General features: G+C 49.0%; 17 protein-coding genes. 8 read left to right on the forward strand and 9 right to left on the reverse strand.

Annotated elements, in window-relative coordinates:
- Window positions 1-11 precede the first annotated feature (11 nt).
- The 8 genes from QCB44_RS08445 to rpmH all read right to left on the reverse strand — a co-directional run bounded on the left by QCB44_RS08445 (window position 12) and on the right by rpmH (window position 6885).
- Window positions 12-929, reverse strand: coding sequence for a CHAD domain-containing protein (locus tag QCB44_RS08445; RefSeq protein WP_279409413.1), 918 nt, complete (start codon window positions 927-929; stop codon window positions 12-14).
- 129 nt (window positions 930-1058) lie between these two features.
- Window positions 1059-1652 carry a YigZ family protein gene (locus QCB44_RS08450; RefSeq protein ID WP_279409415.1) on the reverse strand — a complete coding sequence of 198 codons (594 nt, stop codon included), beginning with the start codon at window positions 1650-1652 and terminating at the stop codon, window positions 1059-1061.
- Between the two features lie 11 nt (window positions 1653-1663).
- The gene (locus QCB44_RS08455; protein WP_279409416.1) at window positions 1664-2641 is read right to left on the reverse strand and encodes a cation diffusion facilitator family transporter; all 978 of its coding nucleotides are present in this window, start codon (window positions 2639-2641) and stop codon (window positions 1664-1666) included.
- Between the two features lie 37 nt (window positions 2642-2678).
- Window positions 2679-4034 (reverse strand): tRNA uridine-5-carboxymethylaminomethyl(34) synthesis GTPase MnmE, encoded by a 1356-nt coding sequence (mnmE, locus tag QCB44_RS08460; RefSeq protein WP_279409418.1) that lies wholly within the window; start codon window positions 4032-4034, stop codon window positions 2679-2681.
- A gap of 106 nt (window positions 4035-4140) precedes the next feature.
- On the reverse strand, window positions 4141-4476 hold the full coding sequence (locus tag QCB44_RS08465; protein WP_279409420.1) for a hypothetical protein: 336 nt from the start codon (window positions 4474-4476) through the stop codon (window positions 4141-4143).
- Between the two features lie 68 nt (window positions 4477-4544).
- The gene (gene yidC / locus QCB44_RS08470) at window positions 4545-6203 is read right to left on the reverse strand and encodes a membrane protein insertase YidC (RefSeq protein ID WP_279409421.1); all 1659 of its coding nucleotides are present in this window, start codon (window positions 6201-6203) and stop codon (window positions 4545-4547) included.
- 39 nt (window positions 6204-6242) lie between these two features.
- Window positions 6243-6734: a ribonuclease P protein component gene (gene rnpA / locus QCB44_RS08475; RefSeq protein WP_279409422.1), complete on the reverse strand. Its 492-nt coding sequence runs from the start codon at window positions 6732-6734 to the stop codon at window positions 6243-6245.
- Window positions 6735-6750: 16 nt separating this feature from the next.
- Window positions 6751-6885, reverse strand: coding sequence for a 50S ribosomal protein L34 (gene rpmH / locus QCB44_RS08480; protein WP_024852172.1), 135 nt, complete (start codon window positions 6883-6885; stop codon window positions 6751-6753).
- 443 nt (window positions 6886-7328) lie between these two features.
- Here rpmH and QCB44_RS08485 point away from each other — a divergent pair, with 443 nt between their 5' ends.
- From QCB44_RS08485 to QCB44_RS08510, 6 genes are all read left to right on the forward strand, one after another.
- Window positions 7329-8168, forward strand: coding sequence for a sulfite exporter TauE/SafE family protein (locus QCB44_RS08485; protein ID WP_279409425.1), 840 nt, complete (start codon window positions 7329-7331; stop codon window positions 8166-8168).
- A 256-nt stretch (window positions 8169-8424) separates the two neighbouring features.
- On the forward strand, window positions 8425-9825 hold the full coding sequence (gene dnaA / locus QCB44_RS08490; protein WP_279409426.1) for a chromosomal replication initiator protein DnaA: 1401 nt from the start codon (window positions 8425-8427) through the stop codon (window positions 9823-9825).
- 18 nt (window positions 9826-9843) lie between these two features.
- Entirely contained in the window at window positions 9844-10953 is a 1110-nt protein-coding gene (gene dnaN / locus QCB44_RS08495; protein WP_279409427.1) for a DNA polymerase III subunit beta, read from the forward strand.
- Window positions 10954-11033: 80 nt separating this feature from the next.
- Window positions 11034-11927: a cation diffusion facilitator family transporter gene (locus tag QCB44_RS08500; protein ID WP_279409429.1), complete on the forward strand. Its 894-nt coding sequence runs from the start codon at window positions 11034-11036 to the stop codon at window positions 11925-11927.
- Window positions 11928-11931: 4 nt separating this feature from the next.
- Window positions 11932-13026, forward strand: a complete 1095-nt coding sequence (recF, locus tag QCB44_RS08505; RefSeq protein ID WP_279409430.1) for a DNA replication/repair protein RecF — start codon at window positions 11932-11934, stop codon at window positions 13024-13026.
- A gap of 129 nt (window positions 13027-13155) precedes the next feature.
- Entirely contained in the window at window positions 13156-13524 is a 369-nt protein-coding gene (locus QCB44_RS08510) for a hypothetical protein (RefSeq protein WP_279409432.1), read from the forward strand.
- Window positions 13525-13621: 97 nt separating this feature from the next.
- On the opposite strand, the gene QCB44_RS08515 is transcribed toward QCB44_RS08510, so the two are convergent.
- Complete coding sequence (locus QCB44_RS08515) at window positions 13622-14065, reverse strand: Hsp20/alpha crystallin family protein (RefSeq protein WP_279409433.1); 444 nt, start codon at window positions 14063-14065, stop codon at window positions 13622-13624.
- 395 nt (window positions 14066-14460) lie between these two features.
- On the opposite strand from QCB44_RS08515, the gene gyrB reads away from it, so the two are divergent.
- The gene (gene gyrB, locus QCB44_RS08520; RefSeq protein WP_279409434.1) at window positions 14461-16890 is read left to right on the forward strand and encodes a DNA topoisomerase (ATP-hydrolyzing) subunit B; all 2430 of its coding nucleotides are present in this window, start codon (window positions 14461-14463) and stop codon (window positions 16888-16890) included.
- 151 nt (window positions 16891-17041) lie between these two features.
- Complete coding sequence (locus QCB44_RS08525; protein WP_279409435.1) at window positions 17042-17980, forward strand: phosphoribulokinase; 939 nt, start codon at window positions 17042-17044, stop codon at window positions 17978-17980.

The raw sequence follows: 17980 nt of genomic DNA on the forward strand, positions 1-17980 counted from the left end.
AGGTTTGAGATTCAGTCAAGGTGTTTGAGCAGTTTTTGGTACTGCTGTTTAATCTGTTTTTTGAGCGTTTTTAACCGCTGTCGATTGGCCAATTTGAGCTCCTCAATTTCATCCTGGTATTGAGGAAATGCCGTCTCTTTAAGCGCCAGAAAACTTTGTTGTAACTCAAAATCATGTTCTTGGCCCAACAACTCGCCCAGAGCATCCAGCTGCTTAACCGCTTTTTTGTGCTCCTTGGTGTCAATCACATGGTGCTGCCATAACCACTTCCATTGATAAAACTGGTATTTCACCCACTTTCTCCATTGATGCCGCTGGCGAATCGCTTTTTTCTTATCCAACGATTTTTGCGCTAATTTAAAGCTCCGTTTGGAAGTACGCTTTAATCCCTTAGCCACTTTTTTGGAGGTGTTGGGAGATGAATATCCGCTCTGTTCATCACCTGAGCCGCAATCCAATGCGCGCCACGTTGACTTTTCCTGTTCCAGTTCAGCAATGACCAAAGCCCAATCAATCGGCCATGCCTCCTGTTCTTTTTTGGCTTCCTCCTTTAACCCCTGAATCCATTCCGCAACCAACAACCTAACAGACGGCGCCACCTTTAAACTTAGCTGTTGCAGCGAAGCCATTAACACCGCCTGATCTCTTGCCCCTGCCAATTTTTTAGCGGTGAGGCACAAACGGGTTTCGGCCGCATGGTAGGTATCAGATGGCACACATTCTCGAAGCAACCGCCAATAAGCACGCAGCCGTTTGCACAGCACGCGCAGGTCATGAATGGATTCGATCGACTCTCTCTGCTCGGAATGCGACACAGCCAACGCCTGATCAAGTTGCTCAATGATATAGAGTCGCAGCTGTTCAGGCACGGTACTGAAAACGGGCTTGTCTGTATGAATAAAATATGGCTTAGGAATAGAGGAGCTCATCAACTCACCCTCGAAGCAAATGCAGTTAACGGATGGTTGAATCTTAACAACTTAGAGAGCGCTTAATTTTGACAAGTTTGTGACCTTTTCAGCGCTTTATCGTGGGTTGCGAACTGAACAGGTCTGGTCTTAGGTTTGGTAATGACAGCGATGGGCGCTGAGGATTTCACAAAACTCGGCGACATTCGATTGCGGAACACTGACCCGCATGCTGACTTGCTGCTGGTAACCGACATCTATTAATTGCCCCTCTACCTGCTGGAGCCAGTGACGAACCTGCTGCTCCTGAGCAAAGTCGCATTCCAGAGCGACATCCTGCATGGGCACCCGCTGCTGGAGCGGCAGAATTTCCATCACCGCCTGAGCCGCCTGACCGTAAGCCCTCGTCAAACCGCCCGCGCCTAGCTTAATACCGCCGAAATAGCGCACCACGATGATCATCACATCCCCTACGCCTTTATGCTGCAGCACATTGAGAATCGGCTTGCCAGCGGTGCCGGAAGGTTCACCGTCGTCGCCCATGCCGGCATTGCTGGCGCAGTGCGGATTACCGATCAGATAGGCCCAGCAGTGGTGACGTGCATCCGGATATTGCGCTTTAATCTCTTCCAGCCACGCCATGCCTGCTTCACGTGAAGCAATATGGCGTGCATAGGCGATAAACCGGCTTTTTTTAATTTCAATTTCGGCCGCCGCCTGTTCACAAGGAATCGGATAAGACATCGACAGAAACCTTAAATCGAATCCGAATGCCCAGCGACGTCTGCCCCGACACTGCGCGCCACCCAGATCGGGTGAGTGGTATAGATCACATCCAAGGAAAGGTAGTCATAATGCTGCTTCAAGTGTTGGAACAACGCATCTCGGTAACGGTCCTGCCTCCCAAGACCAAAATCCGAAGCCGCATCCATCTGCACATAAACCTGAACATACATCATGCGCCCTGCTTGCAGGTAACGCACCTTGATATCCTGGTAATTCACCGTGGCAAATACCGCTTCCACCTCTTTCTGTAGGCGTTGGGTCTGCTCATTATTGCCGCTGCGGCCAATAATCTGAAACGCGTTGTGTTTCAGAATCTGAAACGGCATGGGCAACATGAGCAAAATCAGGATTAGAATCACCGTTGGATCCACGTAGGGCACCCAGCGTTCAAAACCGGCGTGCTCCATCCAGATAGCGACGCCGAATGACAGGCCCACCGCCACACTGAGAATGGAACCAATGAGCCAGCCTTTAATATCCACTTCAATCAGTGGCGACTGCGCCTTACGGTTCATGCGGTGCAAACCATAGGACATCGCAAACCCCAATAGCGAAGCGAGGATGGAATAGAATACAGCAATGTCGGCGTTGATCTCTCGTCCACCATGCAGCATGGCGGCGATCGCCGCATACAGCGCCACCAGAATCACCAGTAGAATCAGAATCCCCTTAATGAAATTCAATACCGGTTCAAAAATCGCATAACCGAACGGCTGACTCTCACTCGCCTGCTGGGTGATCAGGGTAACTACACGCAGGGTCACCAACGCAGCCAACAGGTCAATGACCGGATAAACGCCGTCCATCAAAATCGCCTGGGAATGGGTCAGATAAAAAAAGCCAATCCCCAATACGGCAAACAGTACGTCACCAATCATGACCCACTTGATCGCTTTCCTTTCGGTCTGTACTTTTTGCTCTAAGACTTTGTCCGACGAAACTTGCATGCGATTTCCTAAAATCCCCAACAGGCCTGGTTCTTTCTTATTTTCCGATACAGAAGGAGGTGAAAATTCTTCCCAATAGATCGTCCGACGTGAAACGACCGGTGATTTCCGCCAGCGCCTCTTGTGCCAGACGCAGATCTTCCGCCAGCAATTCGCCGGCGGCAAACTCCTGCAATTGATGCAGGCCGTTTTCGGTCCATTGCAAAGCCGTCTGCAAGGCGTCCAAATGGCGTTTACGTGCCATAAATACCCCTTCCGAAGTCTGTTCATACCCCATCACGGTTTTCAGGTGGTCGCGCAGCAGCTCCAAGCCCTGTTTCTGTTTAGCGGACAGCCAAATCACCGTACGCTCGCCCTCTTGTTCCACTCCTGGTGGATGATCAATCAGATCGATCTTATTGCGAATCAGGGTGACCGGAATATGCGCGGGCAGCTTATCGAGAATGGCTTGATCTTCGGGGTGAATCGCCTCCCCCGCCTGCAGCATCACCAACACGCGATCGGCACTGTCCAAAGCCTGCCAGGCGCGTTCGATACCGATACGCTCCACCTGATCCGTCGCTTCACGCACCCCTGCGGTATCGAGAATATGCAACGGCATGCCGTCAATATTAATCTCTTCCCTAACGATATCGCGCGTGGTACCGGCAATGTCGGTCACAATCGCACTTTCCCGGCCGGATAGCGCATTGAGCAAGCTCGATTTTCCGGCATTCGGCCGCCCCAAAATCACCACCGACATCCCTTCGCGCAACAACACCCCTTGCTGTGCCGAAGCCGATACACCATGCAGACGATCCAGAATGTGCTGAAGCTGACCGGCCACCTTGCCATCGGAAAGAAAATCAATCTCTTCTTCGGGAAAGTCGATCGCCGCTTCCACATAAAGTCGCAGTTGGATCAACTCTTCGACCAGTTCGTTGATCTGTGCGGAAAAATCGCCCTGCAGGGAACGCAAAGCCGATCGCGCCGCTTGATCAGATGAAGCGTCAATCAGGTCGGCAATCGCTTCGGCCTGGGCCAAATCGAGCTTGTCATTCATAAAGGCCTGTTTGGAAAACTCTCCCGGCTCAGCCAGACGTGCGCCGAGTGTTACCACTCGGTTCAGCAACCATTGCAACACCACCGGGCCACCGTGCCCCTGGAGCTCGAATACGTCTTCACCAGTAAATGAGTTTGGACCGGGAAAATAAAGCGCGATGCCGTGATCCAATACACGATTATCCTCGCCATAAAAAGGACCGTAGTGAGCATAGCGAGGTTGAGGCATTTTACCGAGCATCTGTTGCGCAATCGGACCCGCCAAGGGACCGGACACACGCACAATTCCCACGCCCCCGCGTCCGGGCGCAGTCGCAATGGCAGCAATCGTATCGTGATTTTCAAATTCCATAGGGCTTACTCGGCAGTTTAAGTTACAAGGGGTCGCTTTATCCCAAACAAAAAACGCCCTCACGGGCGTTTCTCAATCAGCTTATGGCTTCAACAGCCATTGCTCATTACGCCACCGTTTGATAAACCGTGGTTTTCAGATCGGTGATGAATCCTTTTTGGGAAAACTCCTCGACGGTTTTGTCGAGTTTTTTCTTGGAAGTAAAGGTCATCTCTTCGGCTTCACCGTTGATTTTGAACGACAGCACATACAGCGGCTTGGTTTCCACCTCGGCAGAAGAGGCCTGCTGAGTTTGTACCTGAGCCGCAGAAGCACCTTCTTCCAACGGCATATAGCCGTCTTTGGTTTTATAGCAGATTGGCGTCATGCCGTCGGCTACTAGAAATTCCACCTTACCGTACATCGGGTGATCGTTTCCGAGCTTTTGATAAGATAATTGCATTTTCTCTACCTTTAATCTCTTTTTACGCTTTTATCGTTAAGTTGACGCCAATTGGCGTCAAAATGCATTTATTTGTCTTCACCGGCTTCGATTTTCTTGGTGATGTACCACTGCTGCGCCACCGACAGAATGTTATTGACCACCCAGTACAAGACCAAACCGGCGGGGAACCACAGGAAGAAGAGGGTGAAGATAAACGGCAATGCCTTCATCACTTTCTGCTGCATTTCGTCCATCATTGCCGACGGGTTCAGCTTTTGCTGAATGTACATGGTAATTCCCATAATGATCGGCAGAATAAAATACGGGTCTTGCGCAGACAGGTCTTCAATCCACAACATAAACGGCGCTTGACGCATTTCTACCGAATACAACAGTACCCAGTAAAGCGCAATAAAGACCGGCATCTGAATGAAGATCGGCAGACAACCGCCCAACGGATTGATCTTCTCTTCTTTGTAAAGCTTCATCATCTTCTGCTGGAAAACCACTTTATCGTCGCCGTAGTTTTCTTTCAGCTGCTGCAGTTTAGGCTGGAACTTCTTCAAACGCGCCATAGAGCGGTAAGAGGTTTCCGACAGCTTATAGAACACCAGTTTGATCAGCAGCGTTAACAGAATGATGGCCACACCCCAGTTGCCTACCAGGTTATGAATTTGCTTCAGCAACCAGAACAGCGGCTCCGCCAGGAAGGTCAACATACCGTAGTCGATAGTCAATTCCAGACCTGGAGCAATCTCGGCCAATTCGTCCTGTTTTTCTGGCCCGATATAAATTTGTGAGCGCAATTCACCCTGCGCACCCGGCGCCACCGTCACCAAAGGTTCAACGACACCGACGGCATAACGTCCTTGATCCAGTGGCTTGGCGTAGTAGTTATTTTGCGCCTGTTGATCGGGAATAATCGCTGTTAGGAAGTACTGCTGAATCATCGCACCCCAACCACCGGTAACCACTTTGCCTTGAACCGGTTCGCTCATCAGGTCGTCAAATGAGTGCTTAACGTATTTCTCTTCCGCATGACCGTCATACAACACCGGACCGGTATAGGTGTACATCATCCAGCTTTCTTCCGGGTTATGGCGGTTGCGGACCAATTGCGAGTACAAACTTCCTGACCAGGCCTGATCAGTTTGGTTTTCAACCTGATAAGCGACATCAATCAGGTACTGACCTTTTTTAAAAGTATACGTTTTGGTGACCTTAACGCCGTCCTGTTCCCACGTCAGCGGCACCACCAAGGTGTCGCCGCTCATCTCATAACGAGTTTGCGCCGCTTGATAAATCGCTTTATGGTTCGGTGCCGGCAATTTAGCTGTCGCTTGAGTGGCAATTCCGTTTTGTGCCACATACAGCAGGGCGCCCTCATCGCTCATCAAATGGAAAGGCTGGCTTGGATCATGAGATGCGCCATACTCAAGCAGTTTGGCATCACGAATATCTCCACCGACCGTATCGATGATCAGATCCAGAGTATCGGTGGTGACGTGAATCCGCTGTGCCCGCTGCATCGCAGTTTGCGCGACCGGGACAGCACCGCTCTGAGGTGCCGCAGAATGCGCCCCTGGCACATCGGTTGGTGCAGACATCGATGCATTAGACTGTGCACTCACCTGTGCAGGAGTTGTCGCCGGTTCTGTAACCGGAGCGGAAAACTTCATCCACTCCAACCAAATCCAAACCAGCGTAAACGCCAAAGCCATCCACCAGAACGATCTCATATTCATGATTTAACCTTTATCTTCCCTTAGCGAGTCCTGAACGATTCAGGGATTCGAATCTTTTTGTTTTTGATGCTGTTGATCTTTTAAACCTTGCTTGCGAATTTTACCGATCAGATGTAAAAAACTGTTATACAAAGTTTGATTATCTGTTTCTTGCACGCCTTTGCGACCCAAAACCACAATATCATACCCATTTAGGTCTGTTTTATGTAATCGAAATGCCTCTCTGGCGATTCTTTTTATGCGATTTCGCCAAACAGCGCGCGGCAGCTGTTTTTTACTGATCGCTAAACCGAGTCTTGGATAGCCTTTATCATTCTGACTGACAATCAATGTCCAATGGCGATTGGCGAACTTTTCAGCATCAGAAAAGGCCTGTTGAAAATCTTTTGGAGAGAGCAACCGATAGGTTTTGGAGAAACCGGGGTCTGATAGATCAGTCGGTTTTAAGGAAGGGGTTAAGTCCGGGTGAGCGGCCGTTTGATCAGCCTGCATGGATTTCATCTCACCCGACTTACCTTCTGCGTGTACCATCCAAGCACACCCAGAATTACACAGTTAAGCGCTTACGTCCTTTTGCACGACGAGCAGCTAAAACCTTACGACCGTTTTTAGTGGCCATACGAGCACGGAAACCGTGAGTACGCGCACGCTTGATAACACTTGGTTGAAATGTACGTTTCATGTCTGTTGTCCTTAAATTTCTAATTCCGAAAGCGGAAAAAACGGGAATTATATAGAGTTATCAATAAGAAAACAAATATTTTATAAGAAATCCGCCAAATTTTCCTAACCGGAGGAAGGAACCAAACACCTCCAATCCGAACACCTAAAAACCCCGAATCCTGAAACCTGCTTTAAGCCCGAAAATAAAAGGGCATTAATATTTATGATTTATGGACAACAAAAAAACTCTAATACAAAAAATTACGGATAATGATTGACTCAACCCCGCCTTCAATTAACATATGAACCTCAACAGCGTGCATGTCGGTCCTAATCAAAACGGTTACTCTCTCTTTCCGGCATGTAACGCTTTATTAATGCCAATGCATTCAAACCAGGTACAAAAAGTTTCTTACTCTTTATCGTCACGAGCCCCTATATAAAATTTAACGGATAGCTATAATGAATGGCTTACCGCCATTCCCGCTAAAGCTGACCATGCCAGAATCTCTACTTTTTGAATTACCCATCTACCTGTTAACCGGTGCGGTTGTCGGTTTTGCCGCCGGCCTTTTAGGCATTGGCGGTGGATTAATCATCGTTCCTGTGCTGACGTCGGTATTCGTTATGTTTCTCAATACCGAACATGTGGTACACCTGGCCATCGGTACGTCTTTAGCGACTATTTTAATTACCTCTCTATCCTCTGTTAGAGCGCACCACGGTCACGGCGCGGTACGTTGGGATGCCGTTCGTCTGCTCGCTTTCGGCGTCTTCATGGGCGCTTTTTTAGGAGGATGGGGATCACAGTTTTTCAGCTCAACCGCCCTGGGAGTCCTATTTGGGGTTTTAGAGGTGCTGATTGCAATCAATATGCTGTTGGATAAAAAACCCAGCCCGCATCGCGAACTTCCGGGATTACCCGGCAACACCCTGGCTGGAAGCATTATCGGCAGCCTCTCCTCACTGGTTGGGATTGGCGGCGGCACCCTGACGACCCCCTATCTGGTTTGGAACAATGTCTCCATGCATCAAGCCATTGCTACTTCCACGGCCGTCAGCCTACCGGTTGCCCTGGCTGGCACGTTTGGTTTTTTAATTGGCGGGTTGCATGCGGTCAACCTTCCGGATTACGCGACAGGCTATATTTATTGGCCGGCCTTTTTCGGTATTGTCGCGGCCAGTGTGCTCACCGCACCTTTCGGGGCACGTTTATCTCATCAGCTGCCGGTAAAGACCTTGAAACGCGGATTTGGTGTATTTTTACTGTTGCTGGCCGCGAAGATGCTCTTTTTTACCTAAATTTTTTAAGGGCGTAAAAACTGATATAAAAACATAGTGTTAGCCTATAAAAAATTTTAGTTATCCACAACCATTATCCCCAAAGTTATCCACAGAAACAGGCTGTTAATTCAAGTTATTCACAGGTATACTAGGCGATAACTTTTCAAACCGGATTGAGCACGGTTTGCGCAATCCTCCCCCAAGCACGAAATCGAAGCGATTTAATCCGTCGCCGGGGGCGTTTTGTTGTCAAAAAATTATAAAGGATACTCTCTTGTCTAATCTGTGGGCACAAAGTCTTAAACACTTGGAAAACGATCTCAATGATCAACAGTTCCATACCTGGATCCGTCCGCTGCAAGCCATTGAAGAGGAGTCGGAAATTCGCCTGTTGGCGCCGTCTTCATTTATTTTGGATTGGGTCAATAAAAAGCTGATGAACAACATTCGTCAGGCCGTGGCCTTAGCCGCTCCGGTCAACACGCCGGACGTCAAACTGGAAATCGGTGACTATGTCATTGAAACCCTGGATGAAAGCGAACCGACCATTCCTCAACCTTTGCAAACGGCTAAAAACGATGACGTTCACCGTGCTAAAGATGAGAAAAAAGCCGAAAAACCAGCCACAACAGCCAGCGCGGCCAAAGCGACAATCAAGCACGGTCTGAATGCCAACTTCACCTTTGATACCTTTGTAGAAGGTAAAGCCAACCAGCTGGCGGCGGCGGCGGCCCGTCAGGTCTCGGAAAATCCTGGAGGGGCTTATAACCCGTTCTTTATCTATGGTGGCGTTGGTCTGGGTAAAACCCACTTGATGCACGCCATCGGTAACCAGATGATGAAGGACAATCCGAAAGCACGCGTGGTGTATCTGCATTCCGAGCGCTTTGTAGCCGACATGGTTAACGCCTTGCGTCACAACAAGATTGACGAATTTAAGCGCTTTTACCGTTCTTTAGATGCACTTTTAATCGATGATATTCAATTTTTCGCCAATAAAGAGCAGTCTCAGGAAGAGTTTTTCCACACCTTCAATACCCTGCTGGAAGGCAATAAACAGGTCATTCTCACCAGTGACCGCTTCCCGAAAGAAGTGGAAGGCCTCGAAGACCGCCTCAAATCGCGTTTTGGCTGGGGCTTGACCATTGCCGTTGAACCGCCGGAATTTGAAATGCGTGTCGCCATTTTGCTGAAAAAAGCCTCTGAATTTGGTTTTATTCTGCCGGATGAAGTCGCCTTCTTTATTGCCAAACGCCTACGTGGTAATGTACGTGATCTGGAAGGGGCCTTAAAACGGGTTGGCGCCTTTGCCCAGTTTACTCAACAGCCATTGAGCGTTGAGCTGGTCAAAGAAGCCCTGAAAGATCTGCTGGCGTTGCAGCAGAAAATGGTGACCCTGGAAAACATTCAAAAAACCGTGGCCGACTATTACAAAATTCGTGTGGCGGACATTCTGTCCAAACGCCGTTCGCGCAACGTTGCACGTCCCCGTCAGCTGGCGATGGCCATCGCCAAAGAGCTGACCAATCACAGTTTGCCGGAAATCGGCGATGCCTTTGGCGGCCGAGACCATACGACCGTGCTCCATGCGGTCCGCAAAGTGAAAGAGTTGCGTGAAACCGACCATCGCATGGATGAAGACTTTAACAGCCTAATTCGAATCATCACCAATTAACATTTAAGAGAGCTCAAGATGAAAATCAGTCTTTCTCGTGAAAACCTGCTTAAAGTATTGCAAACCGTCGGCGGCGTGGTGGAAAAACGCCAAACCATGCCCATTCTAGGCAATGTACTATTTTACGTTTACCAGAATACCCTGACGGTCACCGCTTCCGATCTGGAAATTGAGACCCGTGCGCAAACCGAACTGGAAACCAGTGACACCGAACAGTTTGCGATCACGCTTCCAGCGATTAAGCTGATTAACATTGTGCGTTCTTTGCCGGACGGACTGACGATCATTATGGATTTCGAAGAGTCACGCTGCACGCTATCTGCAGGGCGTTCGCGCTTTAAGCTCTCTACCCTGCCAGCCGATGATTTCCCAACCATCGACTTGAGTCAGGCAGAACTCTCTTTCTCGCTGTCGCAACATCAGTTGAAACAGTTGATTCAACACTCCAGCTTTGCGATGGCCAGCCAGGATGTCCGTTTTTACCTGAACGGCATGCTGTTTGACATCAGCAATCAGGTACTGCGTGTTGTGGCCACGGACGGTCACCGACTTTCCACCTGTTCCACCCAGTTGGCGATGGAAGGCTTGACGCCAACTCAGGCGATTCTGCCGCGCAAAGGGGTATTGGAACTGTCTAAACTGATTGGTGACGACGACTCATTGATTCAGTTTTCTTTGGCAAAGAACTACCTGACAGTCCAATTTGAAGAGACCGTGTTCACTTGTAAGCTGGTAGACGGGCGTTTCCCGGATTACCGCCGCGTCATCCCGCAAAACAACACCCAAGTTGTACAGACCGATCGCGAACTGCTGCGTAGCCTGCTGCAACGTGCTTCTATTCTGTCAAATGACAAGTTCAAAGGGATTCGCCTCAGCCTGAACAATAACCTGTTGGCGGTCAGTGCTTCCAACAGCGAACAGGACGAATCGCATGAAGATATGGCGATTGACTACAGCGGTCCGGAAATGGAGATCGGTTTCAATGTCAGCTATATTCTGGATGTACTGAACTCCATGCAGGAAGATTGCGTTACCGTGCAGCTGCAGGATTCCAACAGCAGTGCGCTGATCGAATCGAACTCTGACGCTTGCCAGTGTCAGCACGTCATTATGCCGATGCGCCTGTAGTCCCTCACCCAAACTGAACAGGCCTGTTGGGTTTAAAACTGATCAGGCCTGTTCAACCTATAATCCCCCGCTTCCCCTTTATGAATACGCTTAGACTGGTCAAAATCGCTTCCTATGCCTCAGTCACCGTTGCCACGGTGCTGTTGATCATTAAGGTCACCGCATGGCTGCGCACCGACTCGGTGAGTATTCTCGCTTCCCTGTTGGATTCCGGTTTGGATATTGCCGCGTCTTTAATGATCGCCGTGGCCGTGCATATTGCGCAAATCCCACCGGACAAAGAGCACCGTTTTGGCCACGGTAATGCCGAACCGTTGGCTTCCATGGCACAAAGCGTATTTATTGCCGGTTCCGCTTTCTATCTGGTTATCTATTCACTGGAACGCCTGTTTTTTCCGCAGGAGATTCAGCATGCCCAAGTAGCGGTCTGGTATATGGCGATCTCTTTGTTACTGACTTTGGGGCTGATTGCGTTTCAACGTTATGTCATCGCTAAAACCGATTCCAGCGCCATCAAGTCGGATTCACTGCACTATCTGACCGACGTGGCCACCAATATCCTGGTGATCATCAGCCTATGGTTCAGTTATATTCAGTGGCTGGATCCAATTCTGGCACTGGCAATTGCCTTGTGGATTTTCAAAAGTTCACTGCAAATTGGAAAAGAGGCCGCCAACCAGCTTTTGGACCGCGAGCTTCCGGAGGCAGAGCGCCAGCTGATTCAGCAGATCATTTTACAAACTCCGAATGTACACGGCTTTAATGACCTGCGCACCTATCGTTCCGGCCCTAACCGTTTTGTGCAGCTGGATCTGGAATTGGACGATTACCTGACTCTGAAAGAGAGCCACCGGATTGCCGAACAGGTCACCCAGGCGCTGGAAGCCCGCTTCGACAATCTTGACGTGATTATTCACCAGGAACCGGTCAGCCTCAAAAACGACCAGCAACACCATACTTGGGGCAAAGAGTAATTGCATGACGCGGATCAACCAGCTGCATCTGCAGCATTTTCGCAACTGCAAACAGGCGCACTGCCGCCTCGCGCCCGGGCTTAATTTGTTTGTCGGCGACAATGCCGCCGGTAAAACCTCACTGATCGAAGGCATCTGGCTCTTGGCCACCGGGCGCTCTTTCCGTGCCAATCAGAGCCAGCAGCTTATTCAAAGAGAACAAGACCGCACCACCCTATTCTGTGAAGTCGCTTCCAGCCATGATGACCACAAAATCCACCGTTTAGGCTTGCAGAAAAGCGCTCAGCAAACCCTCATGCGGGTTGACGGTGAAACCACCCGAAACCAGAGTGATATCGCCCGTTTACTGCCGGTGCAATTGCTCACACCAGAAAGCCACCGTCTGCTGGAAGAAGGCCCAAAAGCTCGTCGCCAGTTTATGGACTGGGGCTGCTTTTACCAAACCCCGGAGTTCATTCATTTATGGCGCCAGCAACGCAAGATTCTCAAACAGCGTAATGTCGCTCTGAAAAAACGTCTCCCTAAAGCGCAAATCCAACTGTGGGATACGCAACTGGTGGAGACGTCACTGAAAATCGATGAAATCCGCCGAGATTATCTGCAGGCGCTCACCCCTTACCTGGAAACCTTCTGTGATGCGTTAATGCCCGAACTTAAAGAATCGGTAAGTTGCCACTACCGTTCCGGCTGGCCTAAAAATACGCCCGACCTGTATGCGCTGATGGCACAGAACTTTGATAAAGACAGTCAGCTCGGTCATACCCAATACGGTTCGCATCGCGCCGATATCCGGTTTCGCTTTGGTCAGCAAGAAGCGATGCAAACCTTGTCTCGCGGCCAGCAAAAACTGTTTGTCTGTGCGTTATTGTTAGCTCAAGCGAGCCTGCATGAAAAAGTGGTACAGGAACCGGTGATTATGCTGATTGATGACCTCCCTGCTGAACTCGACGAAACGCATCGTCTAAAACTGCTGGAGCTGCTGCAGATTCTGAATATCCAGCATATTGTCACCAGCACGGCTGAATCACTCATACCGATTCTCAATCCGGAAACCACATCCGTCTGGCACATTAAACAGGGTGAATTCTCCCAAGACTAATCTGAACAGGCCTGTTCGGGTTTCTCCGCAAGCCTCCGTCATCTCCGTCTATCTCTCACCTTAAGACTTGAGTATACTGAACGTCTGATCAAAATCACGGCGGTTTATGCCGGTTTAAAAAGGATTGTTATGACAAACTCTGAACCTACATCGCCAAACTCGCCGTCGGTTTCTACCAACATCCCCATGGTTATTTACGTCCTGTATTTACTTAATCTGGCCGTGCCTTTTGCAGCACTCGTTGGCATTATTATGGCCTATGTAAACCGCAGTGACGCTGAGGCTTTTCTACCCTCCCATTACCGCTTTCAAATTCGTACGTTTTGGATTGGGTTACTTTTCGGTTTTATCGGCACCGTTCTCACGGTGATCATTATTGGCTGGTTTATGCTGCTGTTGACCGTTATCTGGCTGATTATCCGTTGCGTCATTGGCATCAGGTACCTCAATAAACAGCAGGAAATCCCTCACCCATCCAGTTGGCTGTTCGGTAACTGAACTGTGCTCTATAAAAGCCCACATCAGAGATAAAAAAAGGGCTGAAATTTCAGCCCTCCAACCAAACGACAAGATCAATACAGAAGTTTAAATTTAATTATTTCACTTCTACCTGCTTGGTTCCGCCGTTACGTTCTCTTTTAGGCAGCACCACTTCCAATACCCCGTCAGCGCAACTGGCACTGACGTTTTCCGCATCCACATTATCCGGCAGGGTAAAGCTACGCTCGAATTTACCGTAGCTGCTTTCCACCCGGTAATACTCGTCTTCTTTCACTTCCTCTTTAGTTTTACGCTCACCGGAAATCGTTAAACGGTTATCCTTGACTTCAACCTTGATATCCCCCTTTTTAACGCCGGGAAGATCCACCTCAACATGGTAGGCGTAATCCCCTTCGCGCGTATTCACAGAAGGTGTGAAACCGGCCAGGTTGGCTTCGCTTTCCAAGCTCGGCATCAGGTTGTGGAAACGGCGCTCCATCGCCTTAAACTCTTGACTCAAATCTTTAAACGGATCAAAACTTCTCAGTAACATGCTCATGTTAAATCCCTCCTAATCAGTTATATCAGACAATAAAATCAATGCATAACAATGGGTTACGACTTGATTACCTTGTTTACTAGGAACGGCAAGCACACAATTCAACCCCCTGAGATTTTTTAAACAAGGTAAAAAAATAGTAGACGATATGACTGCGTAAACATTTGTTTTAAATCAATTTAAGGTCTGTTTTTGGTTTCAGTTCATCCTGTTTTACAAACCGAACAGGCCTGGTCCAATTCAAATAGCCAAACCAGGCATTCATATATGATCTATGCATATGATTTATAAGACAATTACACAAGGATCACTGAGCATGCATTTACGTACAATTTATGGTAAAATTTTATGAATATTTCCGTATTCAAAACAACACGATAAAGACGCTGGAATCTATGACTGAAGAAACGCAATACGACTCCTCCTCGATTAAGGTATTAAAGGGGTTGGACGCCGTTCGTAAACGCCCTGGAATGTATATCGGGGACACCGATGACGGCACCGGTTTACACCACATGGTATTTGAAGTAGTCGATAACGGTATCGATGAAGCACTCGCTGGCCACTGTGACAAAGTCATTGTCACCATCCACACCGACGGATCGGTTTCCGTCAGTGATAACGGCCGAGGGATTCCAGTCGGCATCCACCCTGAAGAAGGAGTCTCTGCCGCCGAAGTCATTATGACGGTACTGCATGCCGGTGGTAAGTTTGACGATAACTCCTACAAGGTTTCCGGTGGCTTACACGGGGTCGGGGTGTCCGTGGTGAACGCCCTTTCCGAAGAGTTGCACCTCACAATCAAACGCGAAGGCAAAATCTGGAAACAGACTTATCGTCACGGTGTCCCCGACGCGCCTCTGGAAGCGGTAGGCGATACCGATGAAACCGGAACCGAAATCCGTTTTCTACCCAGCAAAGAAACCTTCAGTCAAACGGAATTCAGCTTTGACTATCTTTTGAAACGCTTGCGTGAGCTTTCATTCCTGAACTCAGGCGTTCACATTGAACTATTGGACAAACGGGATGACCGTCATGAAATTTTCCAGTTTGACGGCGGTATTAAAGCGTTTGTGGACTACATCAACACCAATAAATCGCCGATTAACGAAAAAACATTCTATTTCAGCACGGTGAAGGACGACATCACAGTGGAAGTGGCGATGCAATGGTCCGATGCCTATCAGGAATCGATCTTCTGTTTCACCAACAACATTCCGCAGCGCGACGGTGGAACCCACCTTTCCGGTTTCCGTGCCGCGTTGACGCGTACCATGAACAGCTATGCCGAATCGGAAGGGCTGAACAAAAAATACAAAATCAATGTCTCCGGCGACGACGCTCGTGAAGGGCTGGCTGCGGTCATTTCGGTTAAGGTACCGGATCCGAAATTCTCCTCACAGACCAAAGATAAGCTGGTCTCCTCGGAAGTGAAGAGCGCGGTGGAAACCGCGATGAATGAAAAATTCGCCGAATACCTGCTGGAGAACCCGAAAGACGCTCAAGCAGTATTCGCCAAGATCGTGGATGCCGCTCGTGCCCGTGAAGCCGCACGTAAAGCCCGTGAAATGACCCGTCGAAAAGGCGCCTTGGACATTGCAGGCCTGCCTGGAAAATTGGCGGACTGTCAGGAAAAAGATCCGGCCTTGTCTGAACTCTACCTGGTGGAGGGGGACTCCGCTGGCGGTTCCGCCAAACAGGGACGTGATCGCCGGACGCAAGCGATTTTGCCGTTGAAAGGTAAAATCCTCAACGTAGAAAAAGCGCGTTTTGACAAAATGCTCGCCTCCGCCGAGGTAGGAACCTTAATCACCGCGCTAGGCTGTGGGATTGGTGCCGAAGAATACAATATCGAAAAGCTGCGCTATCACCGTATTATCATTATGACGGATGCCGATGTCGATGGTTCGCATATCCGAACCCTGCTATTAACCTTCTTCTACCGCCAATACCCGGAGTTGGTCGAAAATGGTTATATCTACATTGCGCAACCGCCTTTATACAAAGTCAAAAAAGGTAAGCAGGAAGCCTATCTGAAAGACGATGTCGAACTGGAAAGCTACCTGTTGCAAACCGCGATTGACGGTGCCTCCCTTTGGGTTTCCAAATCCGGGCCGAGCATCAGTGGCATGGCACTGGAAACCCTTGCCAAGCAGTTCTTTAAAACGCAGCACGTGATCAATCGCATGGCGCGCCGTTACAACAAAACCTTTATGGAACTGATGATCGATCAACCGAAAGTCGATCTGGCCATGCTCAACAATTACGACGCAATCACGGCTTGGGTGAAAGCGGTCATGCCTCACCTTCAAGCACTGGGTGAACGCGACAAGATCGACTATCAACTGACGGTTGAACCTTCCAGTGATATGGAAGCCGATGCCCAGTTCCAGATTCGCTTGCAGCAGCGTGAGCACGGTACCCTGAGTTCACACAACTACGATGCGGAATTCTTTGCCTGTAAAGAGTATCAACAGATTGTAGAGTTGGGACAATCGCTGCAAGGCCTGCTGGACGACACCGCCTACATTCAGCGCGGTGAAAAAACCCAACCGGTGCAAACCTTTAATGAAGCCATTGATTGGCTATTCAATGAAGCCAAGCGCGGTCAAAATATCCAGCGCTATAAAGGTCTTGGGGAAATGAACCCGGAACAACTGTGGGAAACCACGATGAATCCGGAAGTACGTCGTCTGTTGCAAGTTACGATCAAAGATGCGATTGAAGCGGATCAAGTCTTTACCACTTTGATGGGTGATGAAGTAGAACCGCGTCGAGATTTCATCGAAGCCAATGCCTTGCAGGTTGAAAATTTGGACGTTTAAAACCCTATTCATATGAAACGTCATACAAATTTAATTTTGAAAAACAAGGACTTTTAGTTTCTAATACGCAGCTATTAGTCTAAAGCTACTACAAATTTGAAACTTTAAAATGGCCAACGTCGGCCATTTCTTTAAATTAGGAGACTGTGTTATGTCAGTAGAACACCCAATTGTAACCGTAACAGGTTCCTCTGGTGCCGGTACTTCGTTTGTGAAACGTGCCGTTGAAAAAATCTTTGATCGTGAAAACCTGAATGTTGCGGTAATCGAAGGTGACAGCTACCACAAGTACAACCGTGCAGAAATGAAAGAGAAAGTGGCTGAGTCTAAAGCCAATGGTGGTCCTGTGCTGACTCACTTCTCTGAGCACGCTAACCTATTTGATGAGTTGGAAGCGCTTTTCAAAGAGTACAAAGAAAAAGGTACTGGTAAGCGTCGTTACTACATTCACAGCGACGAAGAAGCGGCAGAACACAACGCACGCCTGGGAACGAATTTCTCTTCCGGCGAATTCACGCCTTGGGAACCGATTCCAGAAGGAACAGATGTTCTATTCTATGAAGGTCTGCACGGCATGGTTAAGCGTAAAGACCACGGTCCAGAAGAAGGCATGCACGATGTGGCCCAATACGTTGACCTAGGTATCGGTGTTGCGCCATCTATCAATATTGAATGGATGCAAAAAATCTACCGTGATACCTCTGAGCGTCCATATTCTGTACAGCAGGTTCGTGATGTCATTCTTGAGCGTATGCCGGACTACATTGAAACCATCGTTCCTCAGTTCCACCGTACGCACATCAACTTCCACCGCGTTCCGTTGATTGATACGTCTGATCCATTCTCTACCATGTCTCCAGACGCACCGATGGGACCTGCGCCAGAAGATTCATTGATCATCTGCCACGTTCGTCACCAAGACATCGACCTGGAAGCGATCAAGGCACAAATCCCAGGTGCTTTCCTGCAAAATGCAGAAACACTGGTTTGCGGCGGCGAGCACATGGTACAGGCGATGGATTTGATGATGACGCCAATCATCCAAAACCTGATTGCTAAAAAACGTGCCGCATTGGCTGCTCAAGGCTAA

Origin of the sequence: Thiomicrorhabdus sp. zzn3 (genome assembly GCF_029767755.1) — a bacterium.
In the GTDB taxonomy this organism is placed as follows: domain Bacteria; phylum Pseudomonadota; class Gammaproteobacteria; order Thiomicrospirales; family Thiomicrospiraceae; genus Thiomicrorhabdus.

What these genes read in the sequence shown, in the direction of transcription:
- QCB44_RS08445 (WP_279409413.1), bottom strand. Translation starts at nt 929, where the DNA reads ATGAGCTCCTCTATTCCTAAGCCATATTTTATTCATACAGACAAGCCC.
- QCB44_RS08450 (WP_279409415.1), bottom strand. Translation starts at nt 1,652, where the DNA reads ATGTCTTATCCGATTCCTTGTGAACAGGCGGCGGCCGAAATTGAAATT.
- QCB44_RS08455 (WP_279409416.1), bottom strand. Translation starts at nt 2,641, where the DNA reads ATGCAAGTTTCGTCGGACAAAGTCTTAGAGCAAAAAGTACAGACCGAA.
- mnmE (WP_279409418.1), bottom strand. Translation starts at nt 4,034, where the DNA reads ATGGAATTTGAAAATCACGATACGATTGCTGCCATTGCGACTGCGCCC.
- QCB44_RS08465 (WP_279409420.1), bottom strand. Translation starts at nt 4,476, where the DNA reads ATGCAATTATCTTATCAAAAGCTCGGAAACGATCACCCGATGTACGGT.
- yidC (WP_279409421.1), bottom strand. Translation starts at nt 6,203, where the DNA reads ATGAATATGAGATCGTTCTGGTGGATGGCTTTGGCGTTTACGCTGGTT.
- rnpA (WP_279409422.1), bottom strand. Translation starts at nt 6,734, where the DNA reads ATGGTACACGCAGAAGGTAAGTCGGGTGAGATGAAATCCATGCAGGCT.
- rpmH (WP_024852172.1), bottom strand. Translation starts at nt 6,885, where the DNA reads ATGAAACGTACATTTCAACCAAGTGTTATCAAGCGTGCGCGTACTCAC.
- QCB44_RS08485 (WP_279409425.1), top strand. Translation starts at nt 7,329, where the DNA reads ATGAATGGCTTACCGCCATTCCCGCTAAAGCTGACCATGCCAGAATCT.
- dnaN (WP_279409427.1), top strand. Translation starts at nt 9,844, where the DNA reads ATGAAAATCAGTCTTTCTCGTGAAAACCTGCTTAAAGTATTGCAAACC.
- QCB44_RS08500 (WP_279409429.1), top strand. Translation starts at nt 11,034, where the DNA reads ATGAATACGCTTAGACTGGTCAAAATCGCTTCCTATGCCTCAGTCACC.
- recF (WP_279409430.1), top strand. Translation starts at nt 11,932, where the DNA reads ATGACGCGGATCAACCAGCTGCATCTGCAGCATTTTCGCAACTGCAAA.
- QCB44_RS08510 (WP_279409432.1), top strand. Translation starts at nt 13,156, where the DNA reads ATGACAAACTCTGAACCTACATCGCCAAACTCGCCGTCGGTTTCTACC.
- QCB44_RS08515 (WP_279409433.1), bottom strand. Translation starts at nt 14,065, where the DNA reads ATGAGCATGTTACTGAGAAGTTTTGATCCGTTTAAAGATTTGAGTCAA.
- gyrB (WP_279409434.1), top strand. Translation starts at nt 14,461, where the DNA reads ATGACTGAAGAAACGCAATACGACTCCTCCTCGATTAAGGTATTAAAG.
- QCB44_RS08525 (WP_279409435.1), top strand. Translation starts at nt 17,042, where the DNA reads ATGTCAGTAGAACACCCAATTGTAACCGTAACAGGTTCCTCTGGTGCC.